Annotated in this window: 23 protein-coding genes and 1 tRNA gene; 7 read left to right on the top strand and 17 right to left on the bottom strand. The window is 71.8% G+C overall.

The features are described 5' to 3' along the window. Positions 1 to 88 precede the first annotated feature (88 nt). Complete coding sequence (locus ACE3Q3_RS06450) at positions 89 to 823, top strand: DUF1223 domain-containing protein (RefSeq protein WP_374443719.1); 735 nt, start codon at positions 89 to 91, stop codon at positions 821 to 823. A gap of 1 nt (position 824) precedes the next feature. Here the strand turns inward: ACE3Q3_RS06450 and ACE3Q3_RS06445 are convergent, their stop codons facing one another. From ACE3Q3_RS06445 to ACE3Q3_RS06430, 4 genes are read right to left on the bottom strand one after another with little or no spacing between them, the layout of a single operon-like run. Continuing rightward, positions 825 to 1,265, bottom strand: coding sequence for a bleomycin resistance protein (locus ACE3Q3_RS06445; protein ID WP_374443671.1), 441 nt, complete (start codon positions 1,263 to 1,265; stop codon positions 825 to 827). Positions 1,266 to 1,270: 5 nt separating this feature from the next. Then, complete coding sequence (locus tag ACE3Q3_RS06440; protein ID WP_374443669.1) at positions 1,271 to 2,473, bottom strand: winged helix-turn-helix domain-containing protein; 1,203 nt, start codon at positions 2,471 to 2,473, stop codon at positions 1,271 to 1,273. A 20-nt stretch (positions 2,474 to 2,493) separates the two neighbouring features. Then, on the bottom strand, positions 2,494 to 2,928 hold the full coding sequence (locus tag ACE3Q3_RS06435) for an NfeD family protein (RefSeq protein WP_374443667.1): 435 nt from the start codon (positions 2,926 to 2,928) through the stop codon (positions 2,494 to 2,496). A 23-nt stretch (positions 2,929 to 2,951) separates the two neighbouring features. After that, the gene (locus tag ACE3Q3_RS06430; RefSeq protein WP_374443665.1) at positions 2,952 to 3,893 is read right to left on the bottom strand and encodes an SPFH domain-containing protein; all 942 of its coding nucleotides are present in this window, start codon (positions 3,891 to 3,893) and stop codon (positions 2,952 to 2,954) included. Positions 3,894 to 4,136: 243 nt separating this feature from the next. On the opposite strand from ACE3Q3_RS06430, the gene ACE3Q3_RS06425 reads away from it, so the two are divergent. Then, positions 4,137 to 6,020 (top strand): calcium-binding protein, encoded by a 1,884-nt coding sequence (locus ACE3Q3_RS06425; RefSeq protein ID WP_374443663.1) that lies wholly within the window; start codon positions 4,137 to 4,139, stop codon positions 6,018 to 6,020. A 61-nt stretch (positions 6,021 to 6,081) separates the two neighbouring features. On the opposite strand, the gene ACE3Q3_RS06420 is transcribed toward ACE3Q3_RS06425, so the two are convergent. The 4 genes from ACE3Q3_RS06420 to ACE3Q3_RS06405 form a co-directional block, all read right to left on the bottom strand. Beyond that, positions 6,082 to 7,329: a NupC/NupG family nucleoside CNT transporter gene (locus ACE3Q3_RS06420; protein WP_374443661.1), complete on the bottom strand. Its 1,248-nt coding sequence runs from the start codon at positions 7,327 to 7,329 to the stop codon at positions 6,082 to 6,084. Between the two features lie 13 nt (positions 7,330 to 7,342). Next, complete coding sequence (locus ACE3Q3_RS06415; protein WP_374443659.1) at positions 7,343 to 8,455, bottom strand: DNA recombination protein RmuC; 1,113 nt, start codon at positions 8,453 to 8,455, stop codon at positions 7,343 to 7,345. Then, positions 8,452 to 9,240, bottom strand: a complete 789-nt coding sequence (locus tag ACE3Q3_RS06410) for an ABC transporter ATP-binding protein (RefSeq protein ID WP_374443657.1) — start codon at positions 9,238 to 9,240, stop codon at positions 8,452 to 8,454. The genes ACE3Q3_RS06415 and ACE3Q3_RS06410 overlap by 4 nt, the downstream gene beginning before the upstream one ends. 172 nt (positions 9,241 to 9,412) lie before the next feature. Beyond that, entirely contained in the window at positions 9,413 to 9,904 is a 492-nt protein-coding gene (locus ACE3Q3_RS06405; protein ID WP_374443655.1) for a GNAT family N-acetyltransferase, read from the bottom strand. Between the two features lie 99 nt (positions 9,905 to 10,003). On the opposite strand from ACE3Q3_RS06405, the gene ACE3Q3_RS06400 reads away from it, so the two are divergent. From ACE3Q3_RS06400 to ACE3Q3_RS06390, 3 genes are read left to right on the top strand one after another with little or no spacing between them, the layout of a single operon-like run. Beyond that, positions 10,004 to 10,678, top strand: coding sequence for an AroM family protein (locus ACE3Q3_RS06400; protein ID WP_374443653.1), 675 nt, complete (start codon positions 10,004 to 10,006; stop codon positions 10,676 to 10,678). After that, entirely contained in the window at positions 10,675 to 11,781 is a 1,107-nt protein-coding gene (locus ACE3Q3_RS06395) for a DUF917 domain-containing protein (protein ID WP_374443651.1), read from the top strand. The genes ACE3Q3_RS06400 and ACE3Q3_RS06395 overlap by 4 nt, the downstream gene beginning before the upstream one ends. Continuing rightward, positions 11,781 to 13,325 carry a hydantoinase/oxoprolinase N-terminal domain-containing protein gene (locus ACE3Q3_RS06390; RefSeq protein WP_374443649.1) on the top strand — a complete coding sequence of 515 codons (1,545 nt, stop codon included), beginning with the start codon at positions 11,781 to 11,783 and terminating at the stop codon, positions 13,323 to 13,325. Before ACE3Q3_RS06395 ends, ACE3Q3_RS06390 begins: the two co-directional genes overlap by 1 nt. Before the next feature lie 16 nt (positions 13,326 to 13,341). Here ACE3Q3_RS06390 and ACE3Q3_RS06385 read toward each other — a convergent pair whose 3' ends face one another. Further along, on the bottom strand, positions 13,342 to 13,833 hold the full coding sequence (locus ACE3Q3_RS06385) for a septal ring lytic transglycosylase RlpA family protein (protein WP_374443647.1): 492 nt from the start codon (positions 13,831 to 13,833) through the stop codon (positions 13,342 to 13,344). A 101-nt stretch (positions 13,834 to 13,934) separates the two neighbouring features. On the opposite strand from ACE3Q3_RS06385, the gene ACE3Q3_RS06380 reads away from it, so the two are divergent. Both ACE3Q3_RS06380 and ACE3Q3_RS06375 read left to right on the top strand, forming a co-directional pair. After that, positions 13,935 to 14,678 carry a DUF1028 domain-containing protein gene (locus ACE3Q3_RS06380; RefSeq protein WP_374443645.1) on the top strand — a complete coding sequence of 248 codons (744 nt, stop codon included), beginning with the start codon at positions 13,935 to 13,937 and terminating at the stop codon, positions 14,676 to 14,678. Between the two features lie 53 nt (positions 14,679 to 14,731). Continuing rightward, a complete protein-coding gene (locus tag ACE3Q3_RS06375) occupies positions 14,732 to 15,298 on the top strand; it encodes an NADPH-dependent FMN reductase (protein ID WP_374443643.1) in 567 nt (188 codons plus the stop codon). Between the two features lie 3 nt (positions 15,299 to 15,301). Here the strand turns inward: ACE3Q3_RS06375 and ACE3Q3_RS06370 are convergent, their stop codons facing one another. The 8 genes from ACE3Q3_RS06370 to mrdA all read right to left on the bottom strand — a co-directional run. Then, positions 15,302 to 16,069 carry an SDR family NAD(P)-dependent oxidoreductase gene (locus ACE3Q3_RS06370; protein ID WP_374443641.1) on the bottom strand — a complete coding sequence of 256 codons (768 nt, stop codon included), beginning with the start codon at positions 16,067 to 16,069 and terminating at the stop codon, positions 15,302 to 15,304. 23 nt (positions 16,070 to 16,092) lie between these two features. Then, a complete protein-coding gene (locus ACE3Q3_RS06365; RefSeq protein ID WP_374443638.1) occupies positions 16,093 to 17,616 on the bottom strand; it encodes a tripartite tricarboxylate transporter permease in 1,524 nt (507 codons plus the stop codon). A 4-nt stretch (positions 17,617 to 17,620) separates the two neighbouring features. Then, complete coding sequence (locus tag ACE3Q3_RS06360) at positions 17,621 to 18,091, bottom strand: tripartite tricarboxylate transporter TctB family protein (RefSeq protein ID WP_374443636.1); 471 nt, start codon at positions 18,089 to 18,091, stop codon at positions 17,621 to 17,623. Between the two features lie 20 nt (positions 18,092 to 18,111). Continuing rightward, positions 18,112 to 19,050, bottom strand: coding sequence for a Bug family tripartite tricarboxylate transporter substrate binding protein (locus tag ACE3Q3_RS06355; protein WP_374443634.1), 939 nt, complete (start codon positions 19,048 to 19,050; stop codon positions 18,112 to 18,114). A 117-nt stretch (positions 19,051 to 19,167) separates the two neighbouring features. After that, entirely contained in the window at positions 19,168 to 21,258 is a 2,091-nt protein-coding gene (locus ACE3Q3_RS06350; RefSeq protein ID WP_374443631.1) for an ATP-binding protein, read from the bottom strand. A gap of 244 nt (positions 21,259 to 21,502) precedes the next feature. Beyond that, positions 21,503 to 21,578, bottom strand: a tRNA-Lys gene (locus ACE3Q3_RS06345). 55 nt (positions 21,579 to 21,633) lie between these two features. Continuing rightward, entirely contained in the window at positions 21,634 to 22,782 is a 1,149-nt protein-coding gene (gene rodA, locus ACE3Q3_RS06340) for a rod shape-determining protein RodA (RefSeq protein WP_374443717.1), read from the bottom strand. 2 nt (positions 22,783 to 22,784) lie between these two features. After that, positions 22,785 to 24,538: penicillin-binding protein 2 (gene mrdA / locus ACE3Q3_RS06335; RefSeq protein ID WP_374443629.1), on the bottom strand; the 1,754-nt coding region annotated here is incomplete at its 5' end.

The raw sequence follows: 24,538 nt of genomic DNA, 5'->3' as shown, positions 1-24,538 counted from the left end.
CGATGCCCGCGTGACGCACGAAGGCGTCACGCGGACGTGATGCGGGGTTGAGTCGATAGCCGGTCAAGACCGGCGTAAGGTGCCCCGCATGGTCACCCGCCGCCATCTCCTCCGCTCGATCGCAGCGGCCGCCGCCCTGGCGGCCGGCAGCGTGCCGCTCGCCGCCGGGGCGGCCGACCGGGGGCCCGTCGTCGTCGAGCTCTTCACCTCGCAGGGCTGCTCGTCCTGCCCGGCGGCGGACAAGTTCCTGGCCGAGCTCGCCGGCCGCGGCGACGTCATCGCCCTGTCGTTCCATGTCGACTACTGGAACTACATGGGCTGGACCGACCCGTTCAGCCGGGCCGACAACTCGGCGCGCCAGCGCGCCTACAAGCACGCCATGGGGCTGCGCTACGTCTATACGCCGCAGATGGTGGTCGACGGCCGGAGCCAAGCGATCGGCAACGAGCGCGAGGCGGTCGAGCGCCTGATCGAGGCGGCGGCGGAGCGTCCGCGCCTGCCGGTCGGGCTGGTGCAGAAGGGGACCACGATCACGGTGACGGTACCGGGCCGCGAGGATGCCGAGCCGGCGGTCGTCTGGCTGGTGGTCTTCGACCGCACCCAGGTCACCAAGGTCGAGCGCGGCGAGAATTCCGGCCGCTCGATGGTCAATGCCCACGTCGTGCACAGCGTGATGCCGATCGGCAAGTGGCTCGGCCAGCCGCTGCAGCTCACCTACACCAGCGACGCCCTCGCCGCGAACCGGGGGGCGGCCGTCCTCGTCCAGAAGAAGGGCACCGGCCCGATCCTGGGGGCGGCCATGATCCGGCCGCCGACGAGCTGAGTCAGCCGCCCGGGCGGACCGAGGGACGGTCGCCGAGATCCTGGAAGAAGCGCAGCAGGTAGCCGTCCGGATCGAGCAGGATGAACTGCCGGTTGCCGACCTCGCGGGTGCCGGCGCGGTACCAGCGCTCCTCCATCGCCAGGAAGATGCGCGCGCCGCCGGCGACGGCCGCGGCGTGCAGCGCGTCGGCGTCCGACACCCGGATCTGCAGGTTGATGCCGCGCCCGAAGGGCGGCTCGAGCGGGCCCGCCAGCCAGGTCCGGTTCGTCGGGTCGGGCGGATGGAGGGCGTCCAGCATCAGCTCCGCCCCCTCGCGCTCGAGATAGGCGAACCCCTCCTCCGGCCGGGCGTAGCGCATGGCGAAGCCCAGCACTCCGGTATAGAAGGCGAGGCTGCGGCCGATGTCGCTGCAATAGAGCTCCGGCACCAGCGCATTGCCCATCGCGTTCATCCGATCCGCAGCAGCGCCGGCGCGAGATCGCCCTGCGGTGCGACCGCGACATCGTCGAGGCCGAGCCAGCGCGCCAGACCCGCGAGCTCGCCATGGAGGGCCGGCGCGATCGCGGCCGGATCGGCGCCCGGCTCGGCATGGGCGGCCAGCACGAGAAGCCGGCGCCCGGCACGGTCGGCCTTGAGGTCGACGCGGCCGACCAGCCGGTCGCCCATGAGGAACGGCAGCACGTAGTAGCCGTGCGTGCGCCGCTCGGCCGGAGTGTAGAACGCGAGCCGGTAGTGGAAACCGAACAGGCGCAAGGTCCGGTCGCGTTCCCAGATCAGGGAGTCGAACGGCGACAGCAGCGCCGCCGCCGCAATGCGCCGCGGCAGGCGGGCCGACGGGTCGAGGAAGGCCGGGCGTTCCCAGCCCTCGACGGCGACCGGCCGCAGCTCGCCCGCCTCCACCAGTTCGGCGAGGCGCTCCCGGGTGTCGACGACCGGCAGGCGGAAATAGTCCCGGAGGTCGCGCTCGGTCGCGATGCCGAGCGCCCGCGCCGAGAGGCGGAGCAGGCGGCGCTGGGCCTCGGCCTCGGGCGGCGTCTCCGCCGCCAGCACGTCCCGCGGCAGCACCCGCTCCGGCAGGTCGTAGACGCGCTCGAAATGGCGCCGGCTGGCGGTCGTGACGCGGCCCGCCCAGAACAGGAACTCCAGCGCCTGCTTGCCGTCGCTCCAGCCCCACCAGCCGCCCTCGCCGCGGCTGCCGTCCGAGAGCTCGCCGGCGGTCAGCGGCCCGCGGTCGGCGACCTCCGCCAGCACCCGCCGGACATAGTCGGCCCGCTCCTGCCCGAAGCGGGCGAGCCCGCCATAGAGGCCCTGCCCGCGCCAGGCCCGCTCCATCCGCCAGCGCATCAGCGGCTGCAGCGCCAGCGGCATCAGCGAGGCTTCGTGCCCCCAGTATTCGAAGAGGGTGCGCCGCCGGTCGTAGGCCAGCCGGTCGAGCAGCGCGGTGGCATAGCCGCCGAGCCGCGCATGCAGCGGCAGGTAGTGCGAGCGCACCAGCACGTTCACGGAATCGATCTGGAACACGCCGACGCGCTCCAGCACCCGGCGCACATGGCGCGCGTCGACGGCGCCCGCGGGCCGCGCCTCGGCGAAGCCCTGGGCCGCGAGCGCGATGCGGCGCGCCTCGGCGGCCGAGAACCGTTCCTTCGCCATCCCGACCGCCCGCCGCCCGGTCAGGCGGCGTCGACCCGGAGCGTGGCGCCGTCGACGCCGACCACCCGGACGCGCGCGCCCGCGGGCAGGTCGGGGCCGGTCACCCGCCACATCGTGTCCTCGACATGGACGCGGCCGACCCCGTCGACGATCGGACGGTCGAGGGTCAGGAGCCGCCCGACATACTGCTCGCCGCGGCGGTTCAGGTGCGGCTGGTCCGTCCCCTCCGGCCGGGGCCGCATCCAGCGTCGCGACAGCGCCACGTCGGTGACGCAGAAGACGGCGAAGAGGAGGACCTGGTACTGCCAGTGGAGGTCCGGCCAGAACCAGGACACCCCGCCGACGAGGAGGGCGGCGATGCCGAGCCAGAGGAAGTAGACGCCGGGCGCCAGGATCTCGACCGCGACCAGGACGGCGCCGAGGCTGAGCCAGTGCCAGAAGAGGATGCCGTCCATGCCGGGCGCCCCGCGTTCGCCGATCAGGCCGGCGGCGGTCCGGAAGGCTTCGACGGCGCCAGGGCCTCGCGCGCCAGATCGGCGACGCCGCCGATCGCCCCGATCACGTTCGCCGCCTCGACCGGCAGCATCAGCACCTTCTGGTTCGGCGCCGAGGCCAGTTTCTCCAGCGCCTGGATGTAGCGCTGGGCGACGAAATAGTTGACGGCCTGGAGGCTGCCGGCGGCGATCGCCTGCGACACGGCGGCGGTCGCGCGCGCCTCCGCCTCGGCCTCGCGCTCGCGGGCCTCGGCATCGCGGAAGGCCGCCTCGCGGCGCCCCTCGGCGGCGAGGATGGTGGCCTGCTTCTCGCCCTCGGCCCGGAGGATCGCCGCCTGCCGGAGGCCCTCCGCCTCCAGCACGGCGGCGCGCTTGTCGCGCTCGGCCTTCATCTGGCGGCCCATGCTGTCGACGAGGTCGCGCGGCGGCGAGATGTCCTTGATCTCGATGCGGGTGACCTTGACGCCCCAGCTGGTGGTCGCCTCGTCGACCACCACCAGGAGCTGGGCGTTGATCTTGTCGCGCTGGGAGAGCAGCTCGTCGAGGTCCATCGAGCCCATGACGGTGCGCACGTTGGTCATGGTCAGGTTGAGGATGGCGTTCTCCAGGTGCGAGACCTCGTAGGCGGCCCGCGCCGCGTCGAGCACCTGGAAGAAGACGACGCCGTCGACCGTGACGAGCGCGTTGTCGCGGGTGATGACGTCCTGCTGCGGCACGTCCAGCACCGTCTCCATCATCGACAGCTTGGCGCCGACGCGGTCGACGAAGGGAACGATCAGGTTGAGGCCGGGCTTGAGGGTTCGCGTGTAGCGGCCGAACCGCTCGACCGTGTACTCGCGGCCCTGGGGCACCGACTTCACGCCCATGACGACGAGCAGGATCGCCAGCACCAGGACGACCAGGACGAAGATCGAGAATCCGCTCATTGCCCCTGACCCGTCCGGTTGCAGCCGATTTCATTCTACCGGAAAGCGGCGCGGTCCGGGGGCCGATTCCGAAGCTCCGGATCGGCGTCGATTTCCGGTCTCCGGGCGGGAACCAATCCCCCCGCCCGCGGTTCGCCCCGTGAGCCCCGGGGCGGGGACCTGGTCCACCCCGCCGGCCGGCCGCCCTCGCGCCGGTGCGTCCGGGCTCGCCCGCAAGAACCGCGAGCAGACAAGGAAGCGATCATGGCAATCTTCAGTTGGAACGGGTCGACGAATCTCGATCTCAAGATCATGGGGCAGTCGTTCGACTTCCGGTCGGACGTGCTGCAGATCTCCGACCCGGGTCTCCAGGCCAGCCAGTTCGACATCGTCGAGAACGGGACCGACCTCGCCATCGTCAAGACGCGCGACGCGACCGGAGCGCCGCTGCCGGCGGGCGAGGTGCGGTACGCCTACATTCCGAACATGCTGGCGCGGCAGATCGGCGGCGCCGACGCCTCGCCGGTCAGCTCCAACATCGTGCTGTCGAACGGCGGCCAGCTGTGGGTCGGCGACCGGATGACCGACACCCTGCTCGACGATGCCGGCAACGACGTCACCGTCCTCTCCAGCACCACCCAGGCGGTCCAGGTCTGGGGCTTCGGCGGCGCCGACACGATCGCGACCGGCGACGGCAACGACCGCGTCTACGGCAACACCGGGGCCGACAGCATCGTCGCCGGGGCCGGCAACGATTCGGTCTATGGCGGCCAGGAGAGCGACACGCTGAACGGCGCCGCCGGCAACGACAACGTCGCGGGCGACCTCGGCAACGACCAGATCAACGGCGGGTCGGGCAACGACATCCTCTATGGCGGCGCCGGCAACGACGTCATCGACCCCGATATCGGCAACGACACGGTCTTCGCCGGCAACGGCAACGACACGGTGGCGGTCGGGGACAGCGACACCGGCGACAAGCTCATCTACATGGACAAGCTGCAGGACCGGGTGACGATCGTTTCGACCACCGGCGACCATATCGTCCATCTCGGCGACGGCAACGACGAGGCGGCGCTGGAGGCCAACGCCGGCGACATCCAGGTCTTCGGGGAAGCCGGAAACGACAGCATCTTCGGCCAGAACCTGGGTGCCGACACGTTCGACGGCGGCAGTGACGACGACACCATCGGCCTTCTCGACGGCTCGGTCGGCGACAAGACGCTGATCGGCGGCGACGGCGACGATTCCGTGTTCGTCGGCGACAGCTCCGGCGTCCCCTTCGAGGGCGTGCTGCCGAACACGGACGTGACCGTCGAGGGCGGCGAAGGCGACGACACGGTCGAATATGTCCGCGGGCTGACGCTGGCCGATGCCAACGACGGCGGCGACGGCGACGACCGCATCTCGTTCTTCTCGCCCACCTTCCTGACGCTGCGCGACCAGTCGCTGCAGAACTTCGAGACGGTCTTCTTCAGCGAGGGCGAGGACAATGTCCGGTTCGCCGACGGCAACGTCGCCGAGGGCGAGTCGATGGTCGTCTTCGGCGGCGCCGGCTACGACATCCTCGACGCCGGCCGCGAGACCGACGGCACCTATGAGCTGAACGGCGAAGCGGGCGGCGACGTCCTGATCGGCGGTGCCCTCGACGACACCCTGAACGGCGGGCTCGGCGAGGACGTCCTGACCGGCGGCGCCGGGGCCGACCAGTTCGTCCACGACCTGAACTGGAACACGGGCGGCGCCTATTCCGACGTCATCCAGGACTTCACCGGCACCGTCGACCGGATGGTCTTCGACGGCAATGCCTTCTCGGGCGTCTCGGCGATCGACGGCTACAAGGGCACCGCCGGCGATGCCGCCACCGCCAACGACAACCTGCTGATCTCGACCGGCGACAGCTACTCCGGCATCTCCGAGTTCGACACCTTCCTCTCGGTCGGTGCGGCGGACACGGACAAGCCGGGCTTCTACATCTTCTTCAATTCGAGCACCAACCGCGGCGAGATCTGGTTCGACACCTCGATGGTCTCGACCTCGAACGCCGTGCTGATCGCCACCTTCAACAACATCACGGCGGTCAACCAGCTGGCCCAGTTCAACGAGGGTCCGGCCGGCAACAACTCCGGCGACTTCGTCATCATCTGACGCCGGGCGCCCCCGGAGCCGGTCACCGGCTCCGGGGGTACCGTCGCCGTCGGCGGCCGTCTCAGATCAAGGTGCCGACGACGGCTCCGGTCATGCAGGTGGCGAGCGTCCCGGCGACGATCGAGCGCGGCCCCAGGCCGACGATGTCGGCGCGACGGCCGGGCGCCATCGCCGCAAGGCCGGCGACCATGATCCCGAGGCTGGCGAAGTTGGCGAAGCCGCAGAGGGCATAGAGCAGGATCAGCCGCGAGCGCTCCGACAGGTCCTCGGCCGGGATCGCCGCCAGGCGGAGATAGGCCAGGAACTCGTTGAGGACGGTCTTGATCCCCAGGAGTTCGCCCGCGACCAGGGCTTCGGCCCAGGGAATCCCCATCAGCCAGGCGACCGGCGCGAAGACCCAGCCGGCGGCGCGCTCCAGCGTCAGCGGGCGGCCGTCCAGCGCCGGCAGCAGGCCGGCCGCCTGGTTGGCGAGCGCGACCAGCGCCACCATGACGATCAGCAGCGCCACGATCTGCAGGAGCAGCCCGACGCCGTCGGCCGTGCCGCGCACCAGCGCCTCGAACCCGCCCGAGGCGCGTTCGACGCCGTCGAGGTCGCCGGGGGTGGGCGGGCCGTCGTCGGGCACCATCAGCCGCGCCACGGTGATGGCGGCGGGCGCGCTGACGACCGAGGCGACGAGGAGATGCCCGAAGGCCTCCGGCAGGACCGGCGCCAGGATCGCGCCATAGAGGCCGAAGACGGTGCCGGCGATGCTCGCCATGCCGCCGACCATGACCATGAAGAGTTCCGACCGGCGCATCCGCGCGAGATAGGGGCGGACGAGCAGCGGCGCCTCGACCATGCCGACGAAGACGTTGGCGGCCGTCGACACCGAGACCGCCCCGCCGATCCCCAGCGCCCGTCCCAGGCCGCGCGACAGGGTGCGGACCACCCAGGGCACGATGCCCCAGTGGAAGAGCAGGGCCGAAAGGGCGCTGAACACCAGCACGATCGGCAATGCCTGGAAGGCGAGCGTGAAGGTCGCCCCCGGCGCCGTCTCCTGGTAGGGCAATGGCCCGCCGCCGAGGAAGCCGAAGACCAGGGTCGTGCCGGCGCGGGTCGCGGCCTGGATGGCCAGCACGCCGTCGGCAATGGCGGCGAAGGCGGCCCGCGCCCCCGGCGCCCACAGCAGCGGCACCGCGAGCGCGAACTGCAGCGCGATGCCCGCGAGCGCCGGCCGGATGCGGGCATGGCGGCGATTCTCGCCGAGCGCCCAGGCGAGCCCGGCCAGGAGGAAGACGCCGAGCAGGCTCTGGGCCCAGGGGGTCATGGCGCGCGGCGCATCAGGCCGCGGGCGGCCGGAGCGCCAGCGCCGCGGCGTCCTCCACTTCGAGCTCGCCGATCCGTTCGCCGCGCTTCGTCACCTTGTCGGTCGAGATGCGGATCTGGCGGATGTCCTCGGCCGTCTGGTCGAAATGCCGCTGGAGCTTGCCGACCCGGTCGTCGAGACGGCCGACATCGTCGAGGAGCAGGCGCACCTCCTTCTGCACGATGCCTGCCTGCTCGCGCATCCGCACGTCCTTCAGGACCGCGCGGACGGTGTTGAGCGTCGCCATCAGCGTCGTCGGCGAGACGATCCAGACGCGGGCGAGGAAGGACTTCTCGACGACCTCCGGGAAGTTCGCGTGCAGCTCGGCATAGACGGCCTCGGCCGGCAGGAACATGAGTGCGCTTTCCGCCGTCTCGCCCGGGACGATGTAGCGCTCGGCGATCGCCCGGACGTGGGCCAGGATCGCGGCCGCGAAGGCGCGGCGCGCGGCCACGCGCGCCGGTTCGTCGGCAGCCGCCCGCAGGGCGTGCCAGCTCTCCAGCGGAAACTTCGCGTCGATGGCGATGGCCCCCGGCGGATTGGGCAGCTGGAGCAGGCAGTCGACCCGGCGGCCGTCGCCGACCGGGGCCTGGAAGGCGTAGGCGGATGGCGGCAGGATTCCCGAGACCAGCGCCTCGAGCTGCACTTCGCCGAAGGCGCCGCGGGCCTGCTTGTTCGACAGGATGTCCTGGAGCTGCACGACCTGGGTCGAGAGTTCGGCGATCTTGGACTGGGCGGCGTCGATGACGGCCAGCCGCGACTGCAGGTCGCCCAGCGTCGTCGCCGCCGACTGGGCGTTGCGCTCCAGCGTCTCGCCGACGAGCTGGGTCAGGCGCGCGAGGCGAAGGTCGACCGCCTCGGCGATGTGGCGCTCCTGCGCCGCCAGCCGCTCGGCGGTGGCCGCCTGGGCGGCGGCCGACTGCTCGGCCATCTGGGCGAGCCGGCCGGCGAGCGCCGCTTGGCTTTCCACCATGCGCTCGGCCGCGCCACCCTCGGCCGCGATCGGCCGGCGCAGCAGGACCAGCACCAGGACGACGGCGGCCGCCGCCGCCACCAGCGCCGCGACGGCGAGCGGATCGAGATTCAACGAGCCCCCGCCATCGCCGGTGCGGCGATCCCCAGCGCCTTCATCGACTCGCCGCGAAGCTGCGACCACAGCCGCGCCGTGACGCGCCCGAACGCCTCGTCGGCGACGATGCGGCTGTCCCGTTCGCGCGGCCAGCCGGTCTCGACCATGTCGATGAAGCGCCCGGGGCGGGACGACATGACGCCGACCCGGTCCGACAGCATCGCCGCCTCGTCGAGCGCATGGGTGATCAGCATGACGGTGGCGCCGGTGCGCCGCCACAGGTTGAGGAGCTCGTCGCCCATCAGCAGCCGGGTCTGCTGGTCGAGCGCGCCGAACGGCTCGTCGAGCAGGATGAGGCGCGGCTGCATGACGAGGGTGCGGGCGATGCAGACGCGCTGCCGCATGCCGCCCGAGAGCTGCGCCGGATAGGCGCGGCGGAAATCCGTGAGGCCCATGAAGGCGAGCGCGTCGTCGACCCGGCGCGCCGTCTCGGCCGCGTCGGTGCCGGCGCGGCGCAGCCCGAAGGCGACGTTGTCCCAGACGGTGAGCCAGGGGAAGGACGCATCCTCCTGGAAGACGACACCGATCCCGTCCGGCACCTCGCCCCGCACCTCCCGGCCCTCGAACAGGATCCGGCCCTCCGACGGCGCCGACAGGCCGGCCAGGACGTCGAGCAGGGTGGACTTGCCGCAGCCGGACGGCCCGACGACCGACAGGAACTCGCCCTGCCGCAGCACCATGTCGATCGGCCCCAGCGCATGCACCGGCGGGTTGCCGGCATTGGCGGGATAGACCCGCGTCACTCTCGCGACCGTTGCGTGCCCGTCTGCGGCATCGACGTCGCCGGCGCTGCCGCCCCCCGTCGGACCCGGCTCCTGGTTCACGGTCCCTCCCCGATTTCCTGGCTGTCGCTCGCGCGAGGATAGGGGCCGGGACCGGGGGGAACAAGCGCCCGGGGCGTCCTCCGGCGGCGCCTCAGGCGGGCCGGTCCTTGACCATGATGGCGGTGGGCCGGCCGGCATAGTCGACCGTCTCGAGGTCCTGCCAGCCGAGGCCGGCATAGTAGCCCCGCTTGTCGAAGGTGAAGAGGTGGAGGCGCGGCACGCCGAGGCGCCAGGCCGCCGCCTCGGCGGCGGCGCAGAGGGCGCCACCCAGCCCGCGGCCGCGCTGGCCGGGCATGACGAAGACGGTCGCCAGCCAGGGGTTGAGGTCGGGGCGCGTCTCCATGTCGTCGAGCAGGATGCTGGCGGTCCCCAGCGCCAGCCCGTCGGGCGCGACCGCGACGACCGCGACCGGCACCCGATCGCGGTTCGTCCGCGCCCGCAGGCTGGCGGCGCGGACGTCCACCGTCTTGCCGGGGAAGACCGGGTGCCAGAACTGCCACAGCGCCTCGGCGAGCGGCATCACCAGGTCCGGCCGCTCGGCGAGCGGCACGATCTGCCAGGGCGGGGCGGCGGGGTCCGTCATGGCCCGAGGATAGGGAGGACCGCGACGGGACGGCAAGCGGCAGGCGGCATGGGCCCGTGCTAACCTGCCGCGCAGTGTCGCAACGGGAGGTCGGGACGCATGGGTGCGGGAACGCTGGCGGCGATCGTCGTGGGCCAGTCGCCACGGCCGGACGTCGAGGCCCTCTTGCAGGCGGCGGTCGGTCCGGCGGCGCGGGTGCGCCTGGTCGGCTGCATGGATGGGCTGTCGCGCGCCGAGATGGCGGCCGAGCCGCCCGTCGACGAGGCGGACACGCTGTTCACGCGCCTGCCCGACGGCACCGGCGCGACGCTGTCCAAGCGCGCCGTCACGGGACGCGCGCAGATGCTGATCGACCGCTTTGCCGACGAGGGGGTGCGCGCGACGCTGATGTGCTGCACCGGCGCCTTCCCCGGCCTCAAGCCCGCGGGCGTCGTCGTCTTCCCCTCCGCCGTCCTGTCCGGCCTCGCCAACGGCCTGCTGCCGGCCGGCCGCCTCGGCCTGCTGGTGCCGCTGCCGGCGCAGGTGCGCGGGCTCGCCGGCAAGTGGGTGCGGCCGGGGCTGGAGGTGGTGGCCGAGCCGCTGCTGCCGCTCGCCGACGCCGCCGAGGCGGAGGCCGCCGCCGACCGCCTCGCCCGCCGCCGGCCCGACCTCGTCGTGATGGACTGCATCAGCTACACCCCGGCGCAGCGCGACGCCGTGCGCCGCCGCCTCGCCTGCCCCGTGCTGCTCGCCATTTCCACCACCGCCGCCGTCCTGCGGGAGATGTTCGCGTGACCCATCCGACGAGACCCATTTCGCTGGACGACATCGAGTCGCTGGCGATCGGCGCCTGGATCCTCGGCACCGGCGGCGGCGGCAGCCCCTATCTCGGCCTCCTCAACATGCGGCGCATCTACGCCGAGCGCGGCGAAGTCCGGCTGATGGACCCGTTCGACCTGGCGGACGAGGACGACGTCGCCGTCGTCTCCAACATGGGCGCGCCGCTGGTCGGCCAGGAGCGGCTGACCGACAGCCGCACCATCGCCCGCGCCGTCGAGATCATGGAGCGCTACCAGGGCCGCCGGTTCCATGCGGTCATGTCGCTGGAGATCGGCGGCGGCAACGCCATCCAGCCGCTGATGGCGGCCGCCCATCTCGGCATCCCGGTGGTCGACGCCGACTGCATGGGCCGCGCCTTCCCGGAGGCGCAGATGACGAGCTTCGCCATCGGCGACCTGCAGCCCTGGCCGCTGTCGCTCGCCGACTGCCGCGGCGAGGAGGCGATCGTCGCCAGGGTCACGACCTGGAAGTGGATGGAGCGGGTCAGCCGCAAGATCTGCGTCGAGGTCGGCTCGGTCGCCTCCACCTGCAAGGCGCCGCGCACCGGCGCCGAGGTCAAGCGCTGGGGCATCCACCACACGACGACCAAGGCGATCGGCATCGGCCGCGCCGTGCGCGAGGCGCAGCGCCGTCACGACGACCCGATCGCCGCCATCCTGGAGCACGAGGGGGGCCTGCGCATCTTCGCCGGCAAGGTCAGCGACGTCGCCCGACGGACCACCGAGGGCTTCCTGCGCGGCACCGCCACGATCGAGGGGCTGGACGGCGACCGCGGGTCGCGGATGGAGATCGCCTTCCAGAACGAGTGGGCGGTCGCCTGGCGCGACGGTGCGCCGGTCGTCACCACGCCCGACCTGATCTGCGTGCTGAACGCCGTCACCGGCGAGGCGATCGGCACCGAGACCCTGCGCTACGGGCAGCGGGTGGCGGTGATCGCCCTGCCGGCGCCGCCGGTGCTGATGACGCCCAAGGGGCTGGAGCATGTCGGCCCGCGGGCCTTCGGATACGACATCGAGTTCCGGTCGGTCTTCGCCGCACCGGCGACGGAGCAGGCGTGATGCGGCGGATCGGAATCGACGTGGGCGGCACCAACACCGATGCCGTCCTGATCGCGGGCAACGCGGTCGTGCGCTCGGTCAAGGCAGCGACGACGACGGACGTCACCGGCGGCATCCTGGCGGCGCTGGCCGCGCTGTCGCGCTTTCCGGAGGTGACGGAACGGCCGGTCGACGCCGTCATGATCGGCACGACGCACTTCATCAACGCCGTCGTCCAGGGGCGCAACCTGAACCGGGTCGGCGCGCTCCGCATCGGACTGCCGTCGGGCGCCAGCCTGCCGCCCTTCTGCGACTGGCCGCCGGCGCTGGCCGACCTCGTGCGCGGCGAGGTCGCCATGGTCGAGGGCGGCCACGACTATGACGGGCGGCCCTTCATGCCGCTCGACCGCGACGCCATCCGCGCCGCCGCCCGCCGCTTCGCCGCGGCCGGGTTGAAGGCGGTGGCGATCGCCGCCGTCTTCGCGCCGATCGACCCGTCCTGCGAGACCGAGGCCGCCCTGATCGTCCGCGAGGCGATCCCCGACGCTGCAATCACCTGCTCGCACGAACTCGGTCGCATCGGCCTGCTCGAGCGCGAGAACGCGGCCCTGATGAACGCGGCGCTGGCGGAACTGGCGCGCGACACGGTCGCCGCCTTCGAGGCCGCGATCGCCGCCAGCGGCCTCGCCGCCCCGCTCTACCTCACCCAGAACGACGGCACGGTGATGCTGGCGGCGCACGCGATGCGCCAGCCGGTGCTGAGCTTCGCGTCCGGCGCCACCAACTCGATGCGGGGGGCGGCCTTCCTCTCCGGCCTCGCCGACGCGATGGTGATCGACGTCGGCGGCACCACCACCGACATCGGCCAGCTCCGCCACGGCTTCCCGCGCGAGGCCAACGGCGTCGTCGAGGTCGGCGGCGTGCGCACGCTCTTCCGGATGCCGGACCTCCTGTCGATCGGGCTCGGCGGCGGCAGCCATGTCGAGGACGGGGGCGATCGGGTGGGGCCGGTCAGCGTCGGCCACCGGTTGACGCAGGAGGCCCTGATCTTCGGCGGCACTCGCCTCACGGCGAGCGACGTCGCGGTGGCGGCGGGGCTGCTCGAGCTCGGCGACCGGGCGCGGGTCGCGGCGCTCGCGCCGGCCCTCGTCCGGCGGGCGCTCGCCCGCGCCCACGCCATGGTCGAGGAAAACGTCGACCGGATGAAGACGGACGCGGCGCCGCTGCCGCTGATCGCGGTCGGCGGCGGCGCCTTCCTGATCCCGGAAACGGTGGCCGGCATCAGCCGGGTGGTCCGGGTGCCCCACGGCGACTGCGCCAACGCCGTCGGGGCGGCCATCGCCCAGGTCTCCGGCGAGATCGACCAAGTGTTCCAGGGCATGGCCCGGGCGGAGGCGGTGGCCGCCGCGACCGAGCTCGCCCGCGAACGCGCGGTCGCCGCCGGGGCGGAGGCCGGCACGCTGCAGACGATCGAGGTCGAGGACATTCCGCTCGCCTACCTGCCCGGCAATGCGCTGCGCGTGCGCGTGCGGGTGGTCGGCGACATCGCCGCCGCCGGCGGCTGACGCCGGCGGCCGCGCTCTACCGTCCCTGGCAGACCGCCTGGAGCCGCACCGTCGTCGCGCCCTGGCGGCGAAAGCCGAGATCGTCGGCGGCGCCGCGGCTGAGGTCGATGATCTTGGCGGTGCGGCGGGCATGCCGGTCGTTGACCCGGACCACCACCGACCGGCCATTCGCGACGTTGGTGACACGGACCTTGGTCCCGAAGGGCAGGGAGAGGTGCGCCGCGGTCTTGCCGTTCATGTCGAACGTCTCGCCGTTGGCGGTCCGCTGGCCCTGATGGCGGGTCCCGTAATAGTGGGCCCGGCCCGATTGGCGGAACGGCAGGAGACGCTCTCCGCCGCAGGGACGGGACGGATCCATCCGCGTCGGCTTCGCCGGCGGGATCACCGCTCGCTCCGGATTCATGCTCGGCAGGGCGGCGATCTGGGTCTCCGCAATCGCGGGGACCGGGCCGGCGAACGCGAGCGCCGCCAGCAGGACCGCCACCCGTGCCGCGGGGGGAATCGGCACGCGCATCGCAATCGGATACCACCCATTGGGCCATCAGGCAAATCGGCTCCCATCCGTCGCGCCGCCTGGGCGGGAGGACGGGGCCGGGCTATGCTCGCCGCATGACCTGGTCCATCGTCGCCCGCGACCCCGAGGCCGGAGCCTTCGCCGTCGCCGTCACCACCCGGGCCTTCGCCGTCGGCGCCCGCTGCCCCTTCGTCGAAAGCGGGATCGGCGCCCTGTCGACCCAGGCGCTGTCGAACCCGCTCTACGGCCGCCGTGGCCTGGCGCTGCTGCGCGAAGCCGTGCCGGCGCCCGACGTCGTGCGTCTCCTGACCGATGCCGATCCGGGCCGCGAGCATCGCCAGGTGCATGTCGTCGACCGCGACGGCACGACCGCCGCCTGGACCGGGGCCCAGTGCATTCCCTGGTGCGGCCAGGTGACCGCGCCCGACGTCTCGATCGCCGGCAACATGCTGGCCGGCCCGGACGTGATCGCCGAGACGATGCGGGTCTACCAGTCCAGGCGGAAGGTGCCGCTGGCGGAGCGGCTGCTGCTCGCCCTGGAGGCCGGACAGGTCGCCGGCGGCGACAAGCGCGGGCGCCAGTCGGCGGCGCTCGTGATCTTCGCCGGCGAGGAGTATGCCCAGCTCGACCTGCGCGTCGACGACCATCCGGACCCGCTGGTCGAACTGCGCCGCCTCTACCAGGTCGCCCAGGGCCGCCCTGCGGCGATGCGCCAGTTCACGCCGACCCGCGCCAACCCCGCCGGGGTGACCGACTGGGCAGTCATCGAGGCCGCCGTGACGAAGCATCTGGAGGCGCGGGAGACGGCCGGGCGCCGGCCGCGGACGCGGACGCGCTGACCTTTCCCGTTCCTGCCCCCCTCCCCTGCCGACACCCCCCTGGAGACCGATCGATGACCAAGGAAGGACCCCTCGTCTTCGCCGTGCTGCTGGGCAGCCTGCGCAAGGCTTCGTTCAACGCGATGGTCGCGCGCGCGCTCCCCGGGCTGGCGCCCGAAGGCGTCACCGTGCGCGAGCTCGAATCGGTGCGCGACTATCCGCACTACGACGCCGACCTCCAGGCCGAAGGGTTCCCGGACATCGTGACGCGCACCGCCGACGCGATCCGCGCCGCCGACGCCCTGATCGTCGTCACGCCCGAGTACAACTACTCGATCCCGGGCGCGCTCAAGAACGCCGTCGACTGGCTGTCGCGCCTGCCGAACCAGCCCTTCGCCGGCAAGCCGATCGCGATCCAGACCGCCTCCCAGGGGCCGTTCGGCGGCATCCGCTGCCAGTACCATCTGCGCCAGTCGATGGTCTTCCTCGACGGCCGGGTGCTGAACAAGCCCGAGATCGCCGTCGGTTCGGTCCAGACCCGCGTCGACGCCGCGACCGGCGCCCTCACCGACGCCACCACCCGCGGGCTGATCGGCCAGCAGCTCGCGGCGCTGGCCGAGTTCGTCCGTCGGCAGGGGTGACGATCAGACGCCCTGCACCGAGTAGCCGCCGTCGACCGGGATCGCGGTGCCGGTGACGAAGTCGGAGGCCGCGCTCGCCAGGAAGACGGCGATGCCGGCATGGTCGTCGGGGGTCCCCCAGCGACCGGCCGGGGTGCGGGCGAGCACGCGCTCGTTGAGGCCGGGCACGTCCTCGCGGGCGCGGCGGGTGAGCGCGGTGTCGATCCAGCCCGGCAGCACGGCGTTGACCTGGATGTTGTCGACCGCCCAGGCGGTGGCGAGCGCGCGGCTGAACTGGACGATGCCGCCCTTGCTCGCCGCGTAGGCCGAGGTGAAGGGCGCGCCGAAGATCGACATCATCGAGCCGATATTGATGATCTTGCCGCCGCCGGCGCGCTTCATCGCCGGGTGGACGGCATGGCTGCAGAGGAAGGCGCTGGTCAGGTTCGTCTCGATCACCTGCGACCATTCCGCCAGCGTGTACTGCTCGGGCCGCTTGCGGATGTTGATGCCGGCATTGTTGACCAGGATGTCGATGCGGCCCATCGCCCGCTCGGCCTCCGCCATCAGCGCCTTGACCGAGGCCTCGTCGCAGACGTCGACCGCGATCGCCGTCGCCTTGGCGCCCTTCGCCGCGAGCGACTGGACGGCCGCGGCGTTCTTCTCGGCATTGCGGCCGGCGACGACGACGGCCGCACCTGCCTCCGCCAGCCCGCCCGCCATGCCGAGGCCGATGCCGCCATTGCCGCCGGTGACCACCGCGACGCGGCCCGTCAGGTCGAAACGGTTCATGCGCCTGTCCTCCCCTCGCTTCTTCAGAAGTCGGTATCGGGCTCGTCCGCCGGGCTGCGCCGGGAACGTCGGCGCTGCCACAGCGCCAGCGCCACCGACGCCGCCGACAGCGCCAGCAGCAGGGCCGAGATCGGCCGGGTGACGAAGAGCCAGAGGTCGCCGTCGGTCATCAGCGCCCGCACCAGGTTGACCTCGATCTGGTCGCCCAGGATCAGGCCGAGAATGAGCGGCGCGAGCGGGAAGCCGAGCTTGACCAGCCCGTAGCCGACGACCCCGAAGATGGCCAGCACCCAGACGCTGGCCATGGTGTTGTTGAGCGCGTAGGCGCCGACGACGCAGAGCACCAGCACGACCGGGATCAGCACCGACTTCGGCACCGTGACGATGCGCAGGAACCAGCGGGCGCCGACCGCCATGATCGCCAGCATGATCGGGTGGGCGACGAGGTAGGCGGCGAAGAGGCCGTAGGCGAGCTTCGTCTCCTGGCTCATGAAGAGCGGGCCGGACTGGATGCCGTGGATCGTCATCGCCCCCAGCATCACCGCCGTCACCGCGTCGCCTGGAATGCCGAAGGCCATGATAGTCACCAGCGAGCCGCCGACATTGGCGTTGTTCGAGGCCTCGGAGGCGATGATGCCTTCCGGCGTGCCGGTGCCGAACCGCTCCGGGTGGCGCGAAAGCTTCTTCGCCTGGTCGTAGGCCATGACGCTGGCGGCGCTGCCGCCGATCGCCGGCAGGACCCCGATCAGGATGCCGACGAAGGTCGACCACAGCAGCAGGAACGGGCGGGAGAGGATCTCGCCCACCACCTTCATCTGCGACACGGCGAGGCTGACGATCTGGCCGGCGGTCGCGTCGCCGACCGCGAGCGAGCGCGCCCGCTCGATGTCGGTCATGATCTGGGCGAAGGCGAAGACGCCGATCAGCACCGGCAGGAAGGGGAAGCCGCCGGCCAGGAAGTCGGTGCCGAGGGTGAAGCGCGGCACGCTCATGATCGGGTCGGTGCCGACGGTGGTGACGATCAGCCCGAGGGCGCCCGCCAGCAGCCCCTTGGCGAGCGATTCCTCGGTCAGCCCCGCGACCATGGAGAGGGCGAAGACGAAGAGGGCGAAGAACTCCCACGGGCCGAACTGCAGGGCGACCTCGGCCAGCCATCCGGTCGCGCCGATGAGGAAGACCCCGCCCAGCAGGCCGCCGAAGAACGACGCCCAGATCCCGAGCCAGACCGCCCGCCCGGGCTCGCCCTTGCGGCTCATCGGAAAGCCGTCGAAGGTGGTCGAGATCGAGGACGGCTTGCCCGGGATGCCGATCAGCGTCGCGGTGATGAGGCCGCCCGATTCGCCGCCGACATAGACGCCGACCATGGCGGCCAGCCCCTGGAGCGGTTCCAGTCCGAAGGTGAAGGGCAGCACCATGATGACGGTCATGGTGATGGTGATGCCCGGCAGCGCACCGCCGACGACCCCGACCAGCGTGCCGAGGAAGAGCGGCGTCAGGTACTTCGGCTGCAGGATGTCGAGGATGCCGAGGGCGAGGAGATCGAACATCCGCTCACACGCCCGTCCAGGCGCCGCGCGGCAGCAGGATCGACAGCCAGCGCTCGAAGACCAGGAACACCGGCACGCTCATGACGGCCGCGACCACGAGGACGGTGATCCAGCGGCCGGCGCCGCGCGGCGGGTCGAGCAGGATCTGCAGTCCGACGACGAAGGCGAAGGTGGCGATGCGAAAGCCCAGGCCCGGGAGGGCGAGGACATAGAGCCCGAAGGCGACAAACGTCAGCAGGACGAGGCGATGGTTCCGCGGGCCGGCAGCGGCCGGCCGCCGCCGTCGCCGGCCGAAGAGATCGCCCACGACCAGGACGGCGCCGAGCAGCATCGTCGCCGCCAGGACGATCCGCGGATAGAAGTCCGGCCCGATCGGCACGAAGGGCGACTGCGGCAGGCCCCAGGTCAGGGCGAAGAGCAGGGCGCCGAGCCCGAGCCCCAACGCCCCGGCCACCATGTCCCGGGTCGGACGCATCGGCGTCGAAGCCCTTCCGGTCAGCGGCGCAGCAGGCCGAGTTCCTGTGCCAGCGTCCGGTTCTCGCCGTCGACCCGCGTCAGGAACTCGCCATAGGCCTTGCGGTCGAGATGCAGCACGTCGGTGCCCTGGACCTTCATCGACTTCACGAACTCCGCCTCGACGACCGCCTTGGCGCAGGCGGCGTCGAGCGCGGCCAGCACCGGCTCCGGGGTGTTCTTCGGCGCCAGCAGCCCGCGCGTCACCGCATAGACGACGTCGAAGCCCAGCTCCTTCAGAGTCGGCACGGCCGGAATCTCGTCGCTGCGCTTCTCGGTGGCGATGGCGAGGAAGCGAAGCTGGCCCGCCTCGACCTTGCCCTTCTGCGTCAGGTTGCCGTCCGTCAGGTCGATATGCCCGCCGAGGATGGCGTTCATGCGCTGCGCGAGGCCGTCGTACGACACGTACTTCAGCTTGATGCCGGCCGCCTTCTCGAAGATGGCGGGGAAGAAATGGCTGGTCGATCCCAGCGTCGCGCCGACGCTGATCGCGCCGGGGCGGGCCTTGGCGTCGGCCACCAGCTCCGCCACCGTCTGCCACTTCGTCTTCGGGCTGGCGGTCAGGACCGACGGGGTCGACGCGACCGAGCAGATCGGCCGGAAGTCGGTGTGGGTGACGTCGGCCACCCCGGTGTAGTAGGTGAGGTGGATGTAGTCGTGGACGGCGAACAGCGTGTAGCCGTCCGCCGGCGCGCCGCGCGCCTCGCGCGCGCCGACGGTGCCCGACGCGCCGCCGACATTGGCGATGACGACGGTCTGGCCGAGATGCTTCTGGAAGGCCTGCGCGAAGGGCCGGAAGATGTTGTCGGTGTCGCCGCCGGCCGCCCAGGGCACGATCAGCTTCACCGGCCGTTCCGGGTAAGCCGCATGCGCCACGCCCGAAAGCGCCAGCATGGCCGCCGCCACCGTCAGAATCCGCATCGCCGATCCTCCCCTTCCCTGCTACCCCCGGCAGAATATCGCGGCAGAGAGAACCATACGAAGCATGGTCTTGGCCAGAGCCGGGCCACCGTCGGCCGGACCGCGCCATCGGCCGGTCTATGCCGCCGACGAGGCACCCATGGCGGATGACACCGCCCGCTCGAGCGCCGCCAGATCGACCGGCTTCGCCACGACCGCATCCATTCCGGCCGCGAGGCACTCGTCGCGCTGCTGCGCGGTCGTATCCGCCGTCAGCCCGACGATCGCGACCCGCCGTCCGGCGGTCTCCGCGCGCCGGATCCGCCGGGTCGCCTCGACGCCGTCGACGCCGGGCATCCACACGTCCATCAGCACGAGATCGTAGTCGCCCGTCCGGCAGGCGTCGGCCGCCGCCGCGCCGTCCGGGACGACCGTGATCCGGTGCCCGAGGGCGGACAGCATCGCGCGCATGAACTCGCCGCTGAGCGGCTCGTCCTCCGCCACCAGGATCGAGAGCGATCCGGCCGACAGCGGCCCGGCCGGCGGCGGCGCGTCCGATCCTTCGGCCGCCGCCGGATCGAGGGCGAGGTCGACCGTGAACCGGCTGCCGACGCCGGGCCGGCTCTCGGCCGTGACGTCGCCGCCCATCATGCGCGCGAGGCGGCGGGCGATCGCCAGACCGAGGCCGGTGCCGCCGTAGCGGCGAGTGATGGACGGATCGCCCTGCTCGAACGGACGGAACAGACGGTCGAGCTGATCGGCCGGGATGCCCTGGCCGCTGTCGGAGACCGTCATGCGGATCGACCACGGGGTGCCGGGCGCGGCCTCCTCGACCGTGAGGTCGAGCTCGACCCGGCCCGACGGGGTGAACTTGACGGCGTTGCCGACCAGGTTGAGCAGGATCTGCCGGATCCGCAGCGGATCGCCGAGGAACCACAGCGGCCGGTCGGGAACGACGGCCGCGATCGCGATTCCCTTGCCGCGCGCCGTGGCCGCGAACATGGCGACGCACTCGCGGGCGATCCGGCCGAGATCGAAAGGCACGCGCTCCAGCCGCAGATAGCCGGCCTCGGCCTTCGACAGGTCCAGGAGATCGTTGAGCAGCGCCAGCAGGTTCTCGCCCGCCATCTGCACCGCCGCGGCGTGACGCCGCCCCTCGGCGGAGAGGCCGGGATCGTCCTGGACGAGGCGGCCGAGGCCGAGAATCGCGTTCATCGGCGTCCGGATCTCGTGCCCGAGCGTCGCCAGGAAGTCGGATTTCGCCCGGCTCGCCTGTTCCGCGGCCGCCAGGGCCGCCGCCTCGCCCCGGGCCCGGCGCAGTGCGACCAGCGTCACCAGGAAGAGGAGGAGCGTCGGCGGCAGCGCGAAGGCGAGGTCGTTGGCGAGATCGCCCAGCCACTCCTCCCGGATATGGCGCGTGGTGGTGGCGGTCACCGCATAGACCGGGTAGCCGGGCAGACGACGGTAGAGGATGAGCCGCTCGCGGCCGTCGAGCCCGGTGACGGCGACATAGGCGCCGGCGTCCGGCACCGCCGCGACCTGACGGGCAAACAGCGCCAGCGGTGCCGTCTCGTGCAGGGGGCGGGGTGGCGGCGGGTAGCGCGCCAGCATCGCGCCGTCGGCGCGAAGGAGGGCCGCCGAGAACGGGGGTTCCAGCGCCGCCCGGCGGTAGAAATCCTGAAAATATTCCGGGTCCATCGAGACGGCGGTGACGCCACGGAACTCGGCGCCGCCGCGCCGCACCGCGACCTGGAAGAAGGTGACGTCCATCGCCCGGCCGTGCAGCGCGCCGCTGACATAGGGGCCGCGATCGGGATCGTCCCGATGGACCTGGTAGTATTTCCGATCGGAGAGATCGAGATCGTGCGACACCGGACCGGGACTGCTGGTCACCAGCGGCCGCCCGCGCGCGTCGAGCACCCAGATGCCCTGGATCTGCGGCAGGGCGCGGGTGAGGCCGACCAGCCGGTCCTCGATGCGGGTGGCGTCGGCCCGCACCGCGTCGTCGTCCAGCCCGCGCAGCATCTCCTGGACCTGGCCGGCCACCAGTTCCTGGGTCTCCATGACCTTGACGGCGTGCTCGTGGACGAGGTCGAGGGTGTAGGAGAGCCGCGCCTCGGCGTCCCGCCAGTTGCGGCCGAACGACTGCCAGGCCACGAGCGCGAACAGGATCAGGGGAACGACGAGGGAGGCGATCGCCGTCGCGCGCAGGAGCGCGATGGTCGACACCGACCGATGGGCACGCTCGCTCGGAACGGGAGGAGGATCGCCGCCCGCCTCCTCGGCCGCACGCGGTGCCGCCCCGGCCCTCCCGGAAGACGTCCCTGCCCCAGCCAACCCAGCGCCTTTCGCTCTCGGGCGAAGCTTCACTGATCGGGCGATTATCGCGCCCGTCACCGCTATTGGCGAGAGAGAAACGGACGGCCGGATCGGCCCCTCTCGGGAACCGGTCCCGCCCCGGCGTTGGAAGGAATGGTGGGTGCTATAGGACTCGAACCTATGACCCGCTGATTAAGAGTCAGCTGCTCTACCAACTGAGCTAAGCACCCGCCGGGGGGCGCCGTATAGCAAAGGCGACCCGGCTTGTCGATAGGCGCGACGGCCTCAATCGGTGCCGACCTCGCCCAGCCGGTCGAGTTCCATGTCGCGATGGACATAGACCCCCATCACCAGCCCCATCCCGAACAGCACCGTCAGCATGGCGGTGCCGCCGAACGACACCAGGGCGAGCGGCACGCCCACCACCGGCAGCAGGCCCATGACCATCCCGCAATTGATGAAGGCGTAGAGGAAGAGGGTCGAGGTGACGCCGATCGCCAGCAGGCGGCCGAACTGGTTGCGACTGCGCAGCGCGATCAGGAGGCCGTAGAGCACGACCAGGGCATAGAGGCCGATGACGGCGATGCCGCCGACCAAGCCCCATTCCTCGGCCAGCATGGTGAAGATGAAGTCCGTCTGCTTCTCGGGCAGGAAGTTGAGGTGCGTCTGGCTGCCCAGCAGGTAGCCCTTGCCGAAGACACCGCCCGAGCCGAGCGCGATCTTCGACTGGATGATGTGGTAGCCGGCGCCCAGCGGATCGGCCTCGGGATTGAGGAAGGTGATGATCCGCTGCTTCTGGTAGTCGCGCAGGAACTCCCATGCGATCGGCACGCTCGCCACCACGGCGGCCAGCACCAGCGCGAACTTCCACAGCCGGACGCCGGCCATGAAGAACATGACGCCGCCGCCGGCGACCAGCATGATCGCGGTGCCGAGGTCGGGCTGCTTCAGGACCAGGATCGCCGGCGCGAACACCAGGACCGCCGGCACCACCAGCATCAGCGGCCGGCCGATCTCGTCCATGTCGAGCCCGTGGAAATAGCGGGCGAGCGCCAGCACGAGCGCGATCTTCATGATCTCGGACGGCTGGAGCTGGATGAAGCCGAAGTCGATCCAGCGCTGCGCGCCCATGCCGATCTCGCCGCGCACTTCGACGGCGACGAGCAGGACCAGCGCCAGCCCGTAGACGACGTAGGCGAGGCGCAGCCAGACGCGCAGGTCGACCAGCGCGACCAGGATCATGCCGACCAGCCCGAAGGCGAAGCGCAGCATCTGCTTGTCGGCCCAGGGCTGGAAGCTGCCGCCCGCGGCCGAGTAGAGCATGGCGAACCCGACCCCGGCGATCGCCGCCAGCAGCAGGACCAGCGGCCAGCTGATCTGCCAGAACCGGTCGAGCAGCAGCGGCGCCGTCGCCCGCGGCTGGCGCTCCAGCATGCTCACGACCGCTCTCCCGCGCCGCGCTCGGCGACCACGCGCGACGGCGGCACCACCCGCGACGGGTCGCGGCGCAGGGTCTCGACCAGGATGTCGCGGGCGATCGGCGCGGCGACGCTGGAGCCGCCGCCGCCATGCTCGACCACCACCGCCACCGCATAGCGCGGCGCGTCGACCGGGCCGTAGCCGACGAAGAGGGCGTGGTCGCGCTCGCGCCAGGCCAGGTCCTCGTTGCGGCGCACGCCGCGCTCGCGCTCGGCGACGGAAATGCGGCGGACCTGGGCGGTGCCGGTCTTGCCGCCGAAGGCCAGGTCGGCGTCCCGCAGGCGGACGGCATAGGCGGTCCCGCCCTGCTCGTTGACCACCGCCGACATGCCGTCGCGCACCGCCGCCAGCGTCTGCGGCGAGATCCCGAGCGCGGGAAAGAGGTCGCGCCGCGGCGTCGCCTGGTTCTCGTGCATCACCGAAGTCCGGGTGAGCCGGGGCACGACCGCCCGGCCGCCATTGACGAGGCGGGCGGTCATCACCGCGAGCTGCAGCGGCGTCGTCAGCACGTAGCCCTGGCCGATCCCGGTCAGCACCGTTTCGCCCTGCAGCCACGACGCCTTGCGGACATGCTGCTTCCATTCGCGGTTCGGGATGAGGCCCGCCCGTTCGCCCGGGAGCTCGATGCCCGTCCGCTCGCCGAGCGCGAAGCGACGGCACATCGGCGCCAGCCGGTCGATGCCGACCCTGCGGGCGAGCTCGTAGAAATAGACGTCGCAGGACTGCTTCAGCGCCTCGTGCAGGTTCATCGCCCCGTGGCCCGCCCGTTTCCAGCAATGGAAGCGTTGCTCGCCCAGCTCGTAGTGGCCGGGGCAGTGGATGCGCTGGTCGGGGGTGATCGCCTTCGTCTCCAGGGCGGCCACCGCCACCATCATCTTGAAGGTCGACCCGGGCGCGTACTGGCCGGCCACGGCCTTGTTCGAGAGCGGCCCGCGGGCGTCCTGCCGCAGGGCATTCCATTGCGCCGACGAGATGCCGCTGGCGAAGAGATTGGGATCGAAGCCGGGGCTCGACACCAGCGCCACCACCTCGCCGGTGTGGACGTCCATCGCGACCGCGGCCGCGCTCTGCTCCTGCGCCAGGCGCTGCATCACGTAGCGCTGGAGCGCGAGGTCGATCGTCACCACCACCTGGTCGCCGGGATGTCCCGTCTGCCGGCCCAGTTCGCGGATGACGCGACCATAGGCATTGACCTCGACCTCGCTGGCGCCCGCCTTGCCGCGGAGTTCGTGCTCGCGGAAGCGCTCGATGCCATCCTTGCCGATGCGGAAATCGGGCAGCTCCAGCAATGGGTCGCCGGTCAGTTCGTGCTCGGACACCGAGGCCACGTAGCCGACCACGTGGCCCATCACGTCCCCATGCGGGTAGCGGCGCGAGAGGCCGGGGTCGATGGCGACCCCCGGCAGGTCGACGGCGTTGACCTCGACCCGCGCGACCTCGTCCCAGGTCAGGTTGCCGCGCACCAGGATCGGCACGAACCCGCGCTTGCGGCGCGCCTCGCGCAGGACCCGCCGGCGGTCCGCCTCGCCGAGCGGCGCGATCCGGTCGATGATGTCGAGGGCGCGCTCGAGATCGCCGATCTGTTCCGGCACCAGGACGAGCCGGTAATTCTCGACATTGACGGCGAGCGGCTCGCCGAAGCGGTCGACGACCTGGCCCCGCGGCGGCGGCAGGAGCCGGACGTTGATCCGGTTCTCGTCCGCCAGCATCG

It is taken from the genome of Allostella sp. (assembly GCF_041913585.1).
GTDB lineage: Bacteria > Pseudomonadota > Alphaproteobacteria > ATCC43930 > Allostellaceae > Allostella.
The sequence above is the reverse complement of the archived record's forward strand: the minus strand, read 5'-3'. Positions and strand labels throughout refer to the sequence as shown.

Coding starts and splice junctions, on each gene's coding strand:
- ACE3Q3_RS06450 (WP_374443719.1), top strand. CDS start 89: ATGGTCACCCGCCGCCATCTCCTCCGCTCGATCGCAGCGGCCGCCGCC.
- ACE3Q3_RS06445 (WP_374443671.1), bottom strand. CDS start 1,265: ATGGGCAATGCGCTGGTGCCGGAGCTCTATTGCAGCGACATCGGCCGC.
- ACE3Q3_RS06440 (WP_374443669.1), bottom strand. CDS start 2,473: ATGGCGAAGGAACGGTTCTCGGCCGCCGAGGCGCGCCGCATCGCGCTC.
- ACE3Q3_RS06435 (WP_374443667.1), bottom strand. CDS start 2,928: ATGGACGGCATCCTCTTCTGGCACTGGCTCAGCCTCGGCGCCGTCCTG.
- ACE3Q3_RS06430 (WP_374443665.1), bottom strand. CDS start 3,893: ATGAGCGGATTCTCGATCTTCGTCCTGGTCGTCCTGGTGCTGGCGATC.
- ACE3Q3_RS06425 (WP_374443663.1), top strand. CDS start 4,137: ATGGCAATCTTCAGTTGGAACGGGTCGACGAATCTCGATCTCAAGATC.
- ACE3Q3_RS06420 (WP_374443661.1), bottom strand. CDS start 7,329: ATGACCCCCTGGGCCCAGAGCCTGCTCGGCGTCTTCCTCCTGGCCGGG.
- ACE3Q3_RS06405 (WP_374443655.1), bottom strand. CDS start 9,904: ATGACGGACCCCGCCGCCCCGCCCTGGCAGATCGTGCCGCTCGCCGAG.
- ACE3Q3_RS06400 (WP_374443653.1), top strand. CDS start 10,004: ATGGGTGCGGGAACGCTGGCGGCGATCGTCGTGGGCCAGTCGCCACGG.
- ACE3Q3_RS06390 (WP_374443649.1), top strand. CDS start 11,781: ATGCGGCGGATCGGAATCGACGTGGGCGGCACCAACACCGATGCCGTC.
- ACE3Q3_RS06380 (WP_374443645.1), top strand. CDS start 13,935: ATGACCTGGTCCATCGTCGCCCGCGACCCCGAGGCCGGAGCCTTCGCC.
- ACE3Q3_RS06375 (WP_374443643.1), top strand. CDS start 14,732: ATGACCAAGGAAGGACCCCTCGTCTTCGCCGTGCTGCTGGGCAGCCTG.
- ACE3Q3_RS06370 (WP_374443641.1), bottom strand. CDS start 16,069: ATGAACCGTTTCGACCTGACGGGCCGCGTCGCGGTGGTCACCGGCGGC.
- ACE3Q3_RS06365 (WP_374443638.1), bottom strand. CDS start 17,616: ATGTTCGATCTCCTCGCCCTCGGCATCCTCGACATCCTGCAGCCGAAG.
- ACE3Q3_RS06360 (WP_374443636.1), bottom strand. CDS start 18,091: ATGCGTCCGACCCGGGACATGGTGGCCGGGGCGTTGGGGCTCGGGCTC.
- ACE3Q3_RS06355 (WP_374443634.1), bottom strand. CDS start 19,050: ATGCGGATTCTGACGGTGGCGGCGGCCATGCTGGCGCTTTCGGGCGTG.
- rodA (WP_374443717.1), bottom strand. CDS start 22,782: ATGCTGGAGCGCCAGCCGCGGGCGACGGCGCCGCTGCTGCTCGACCGG.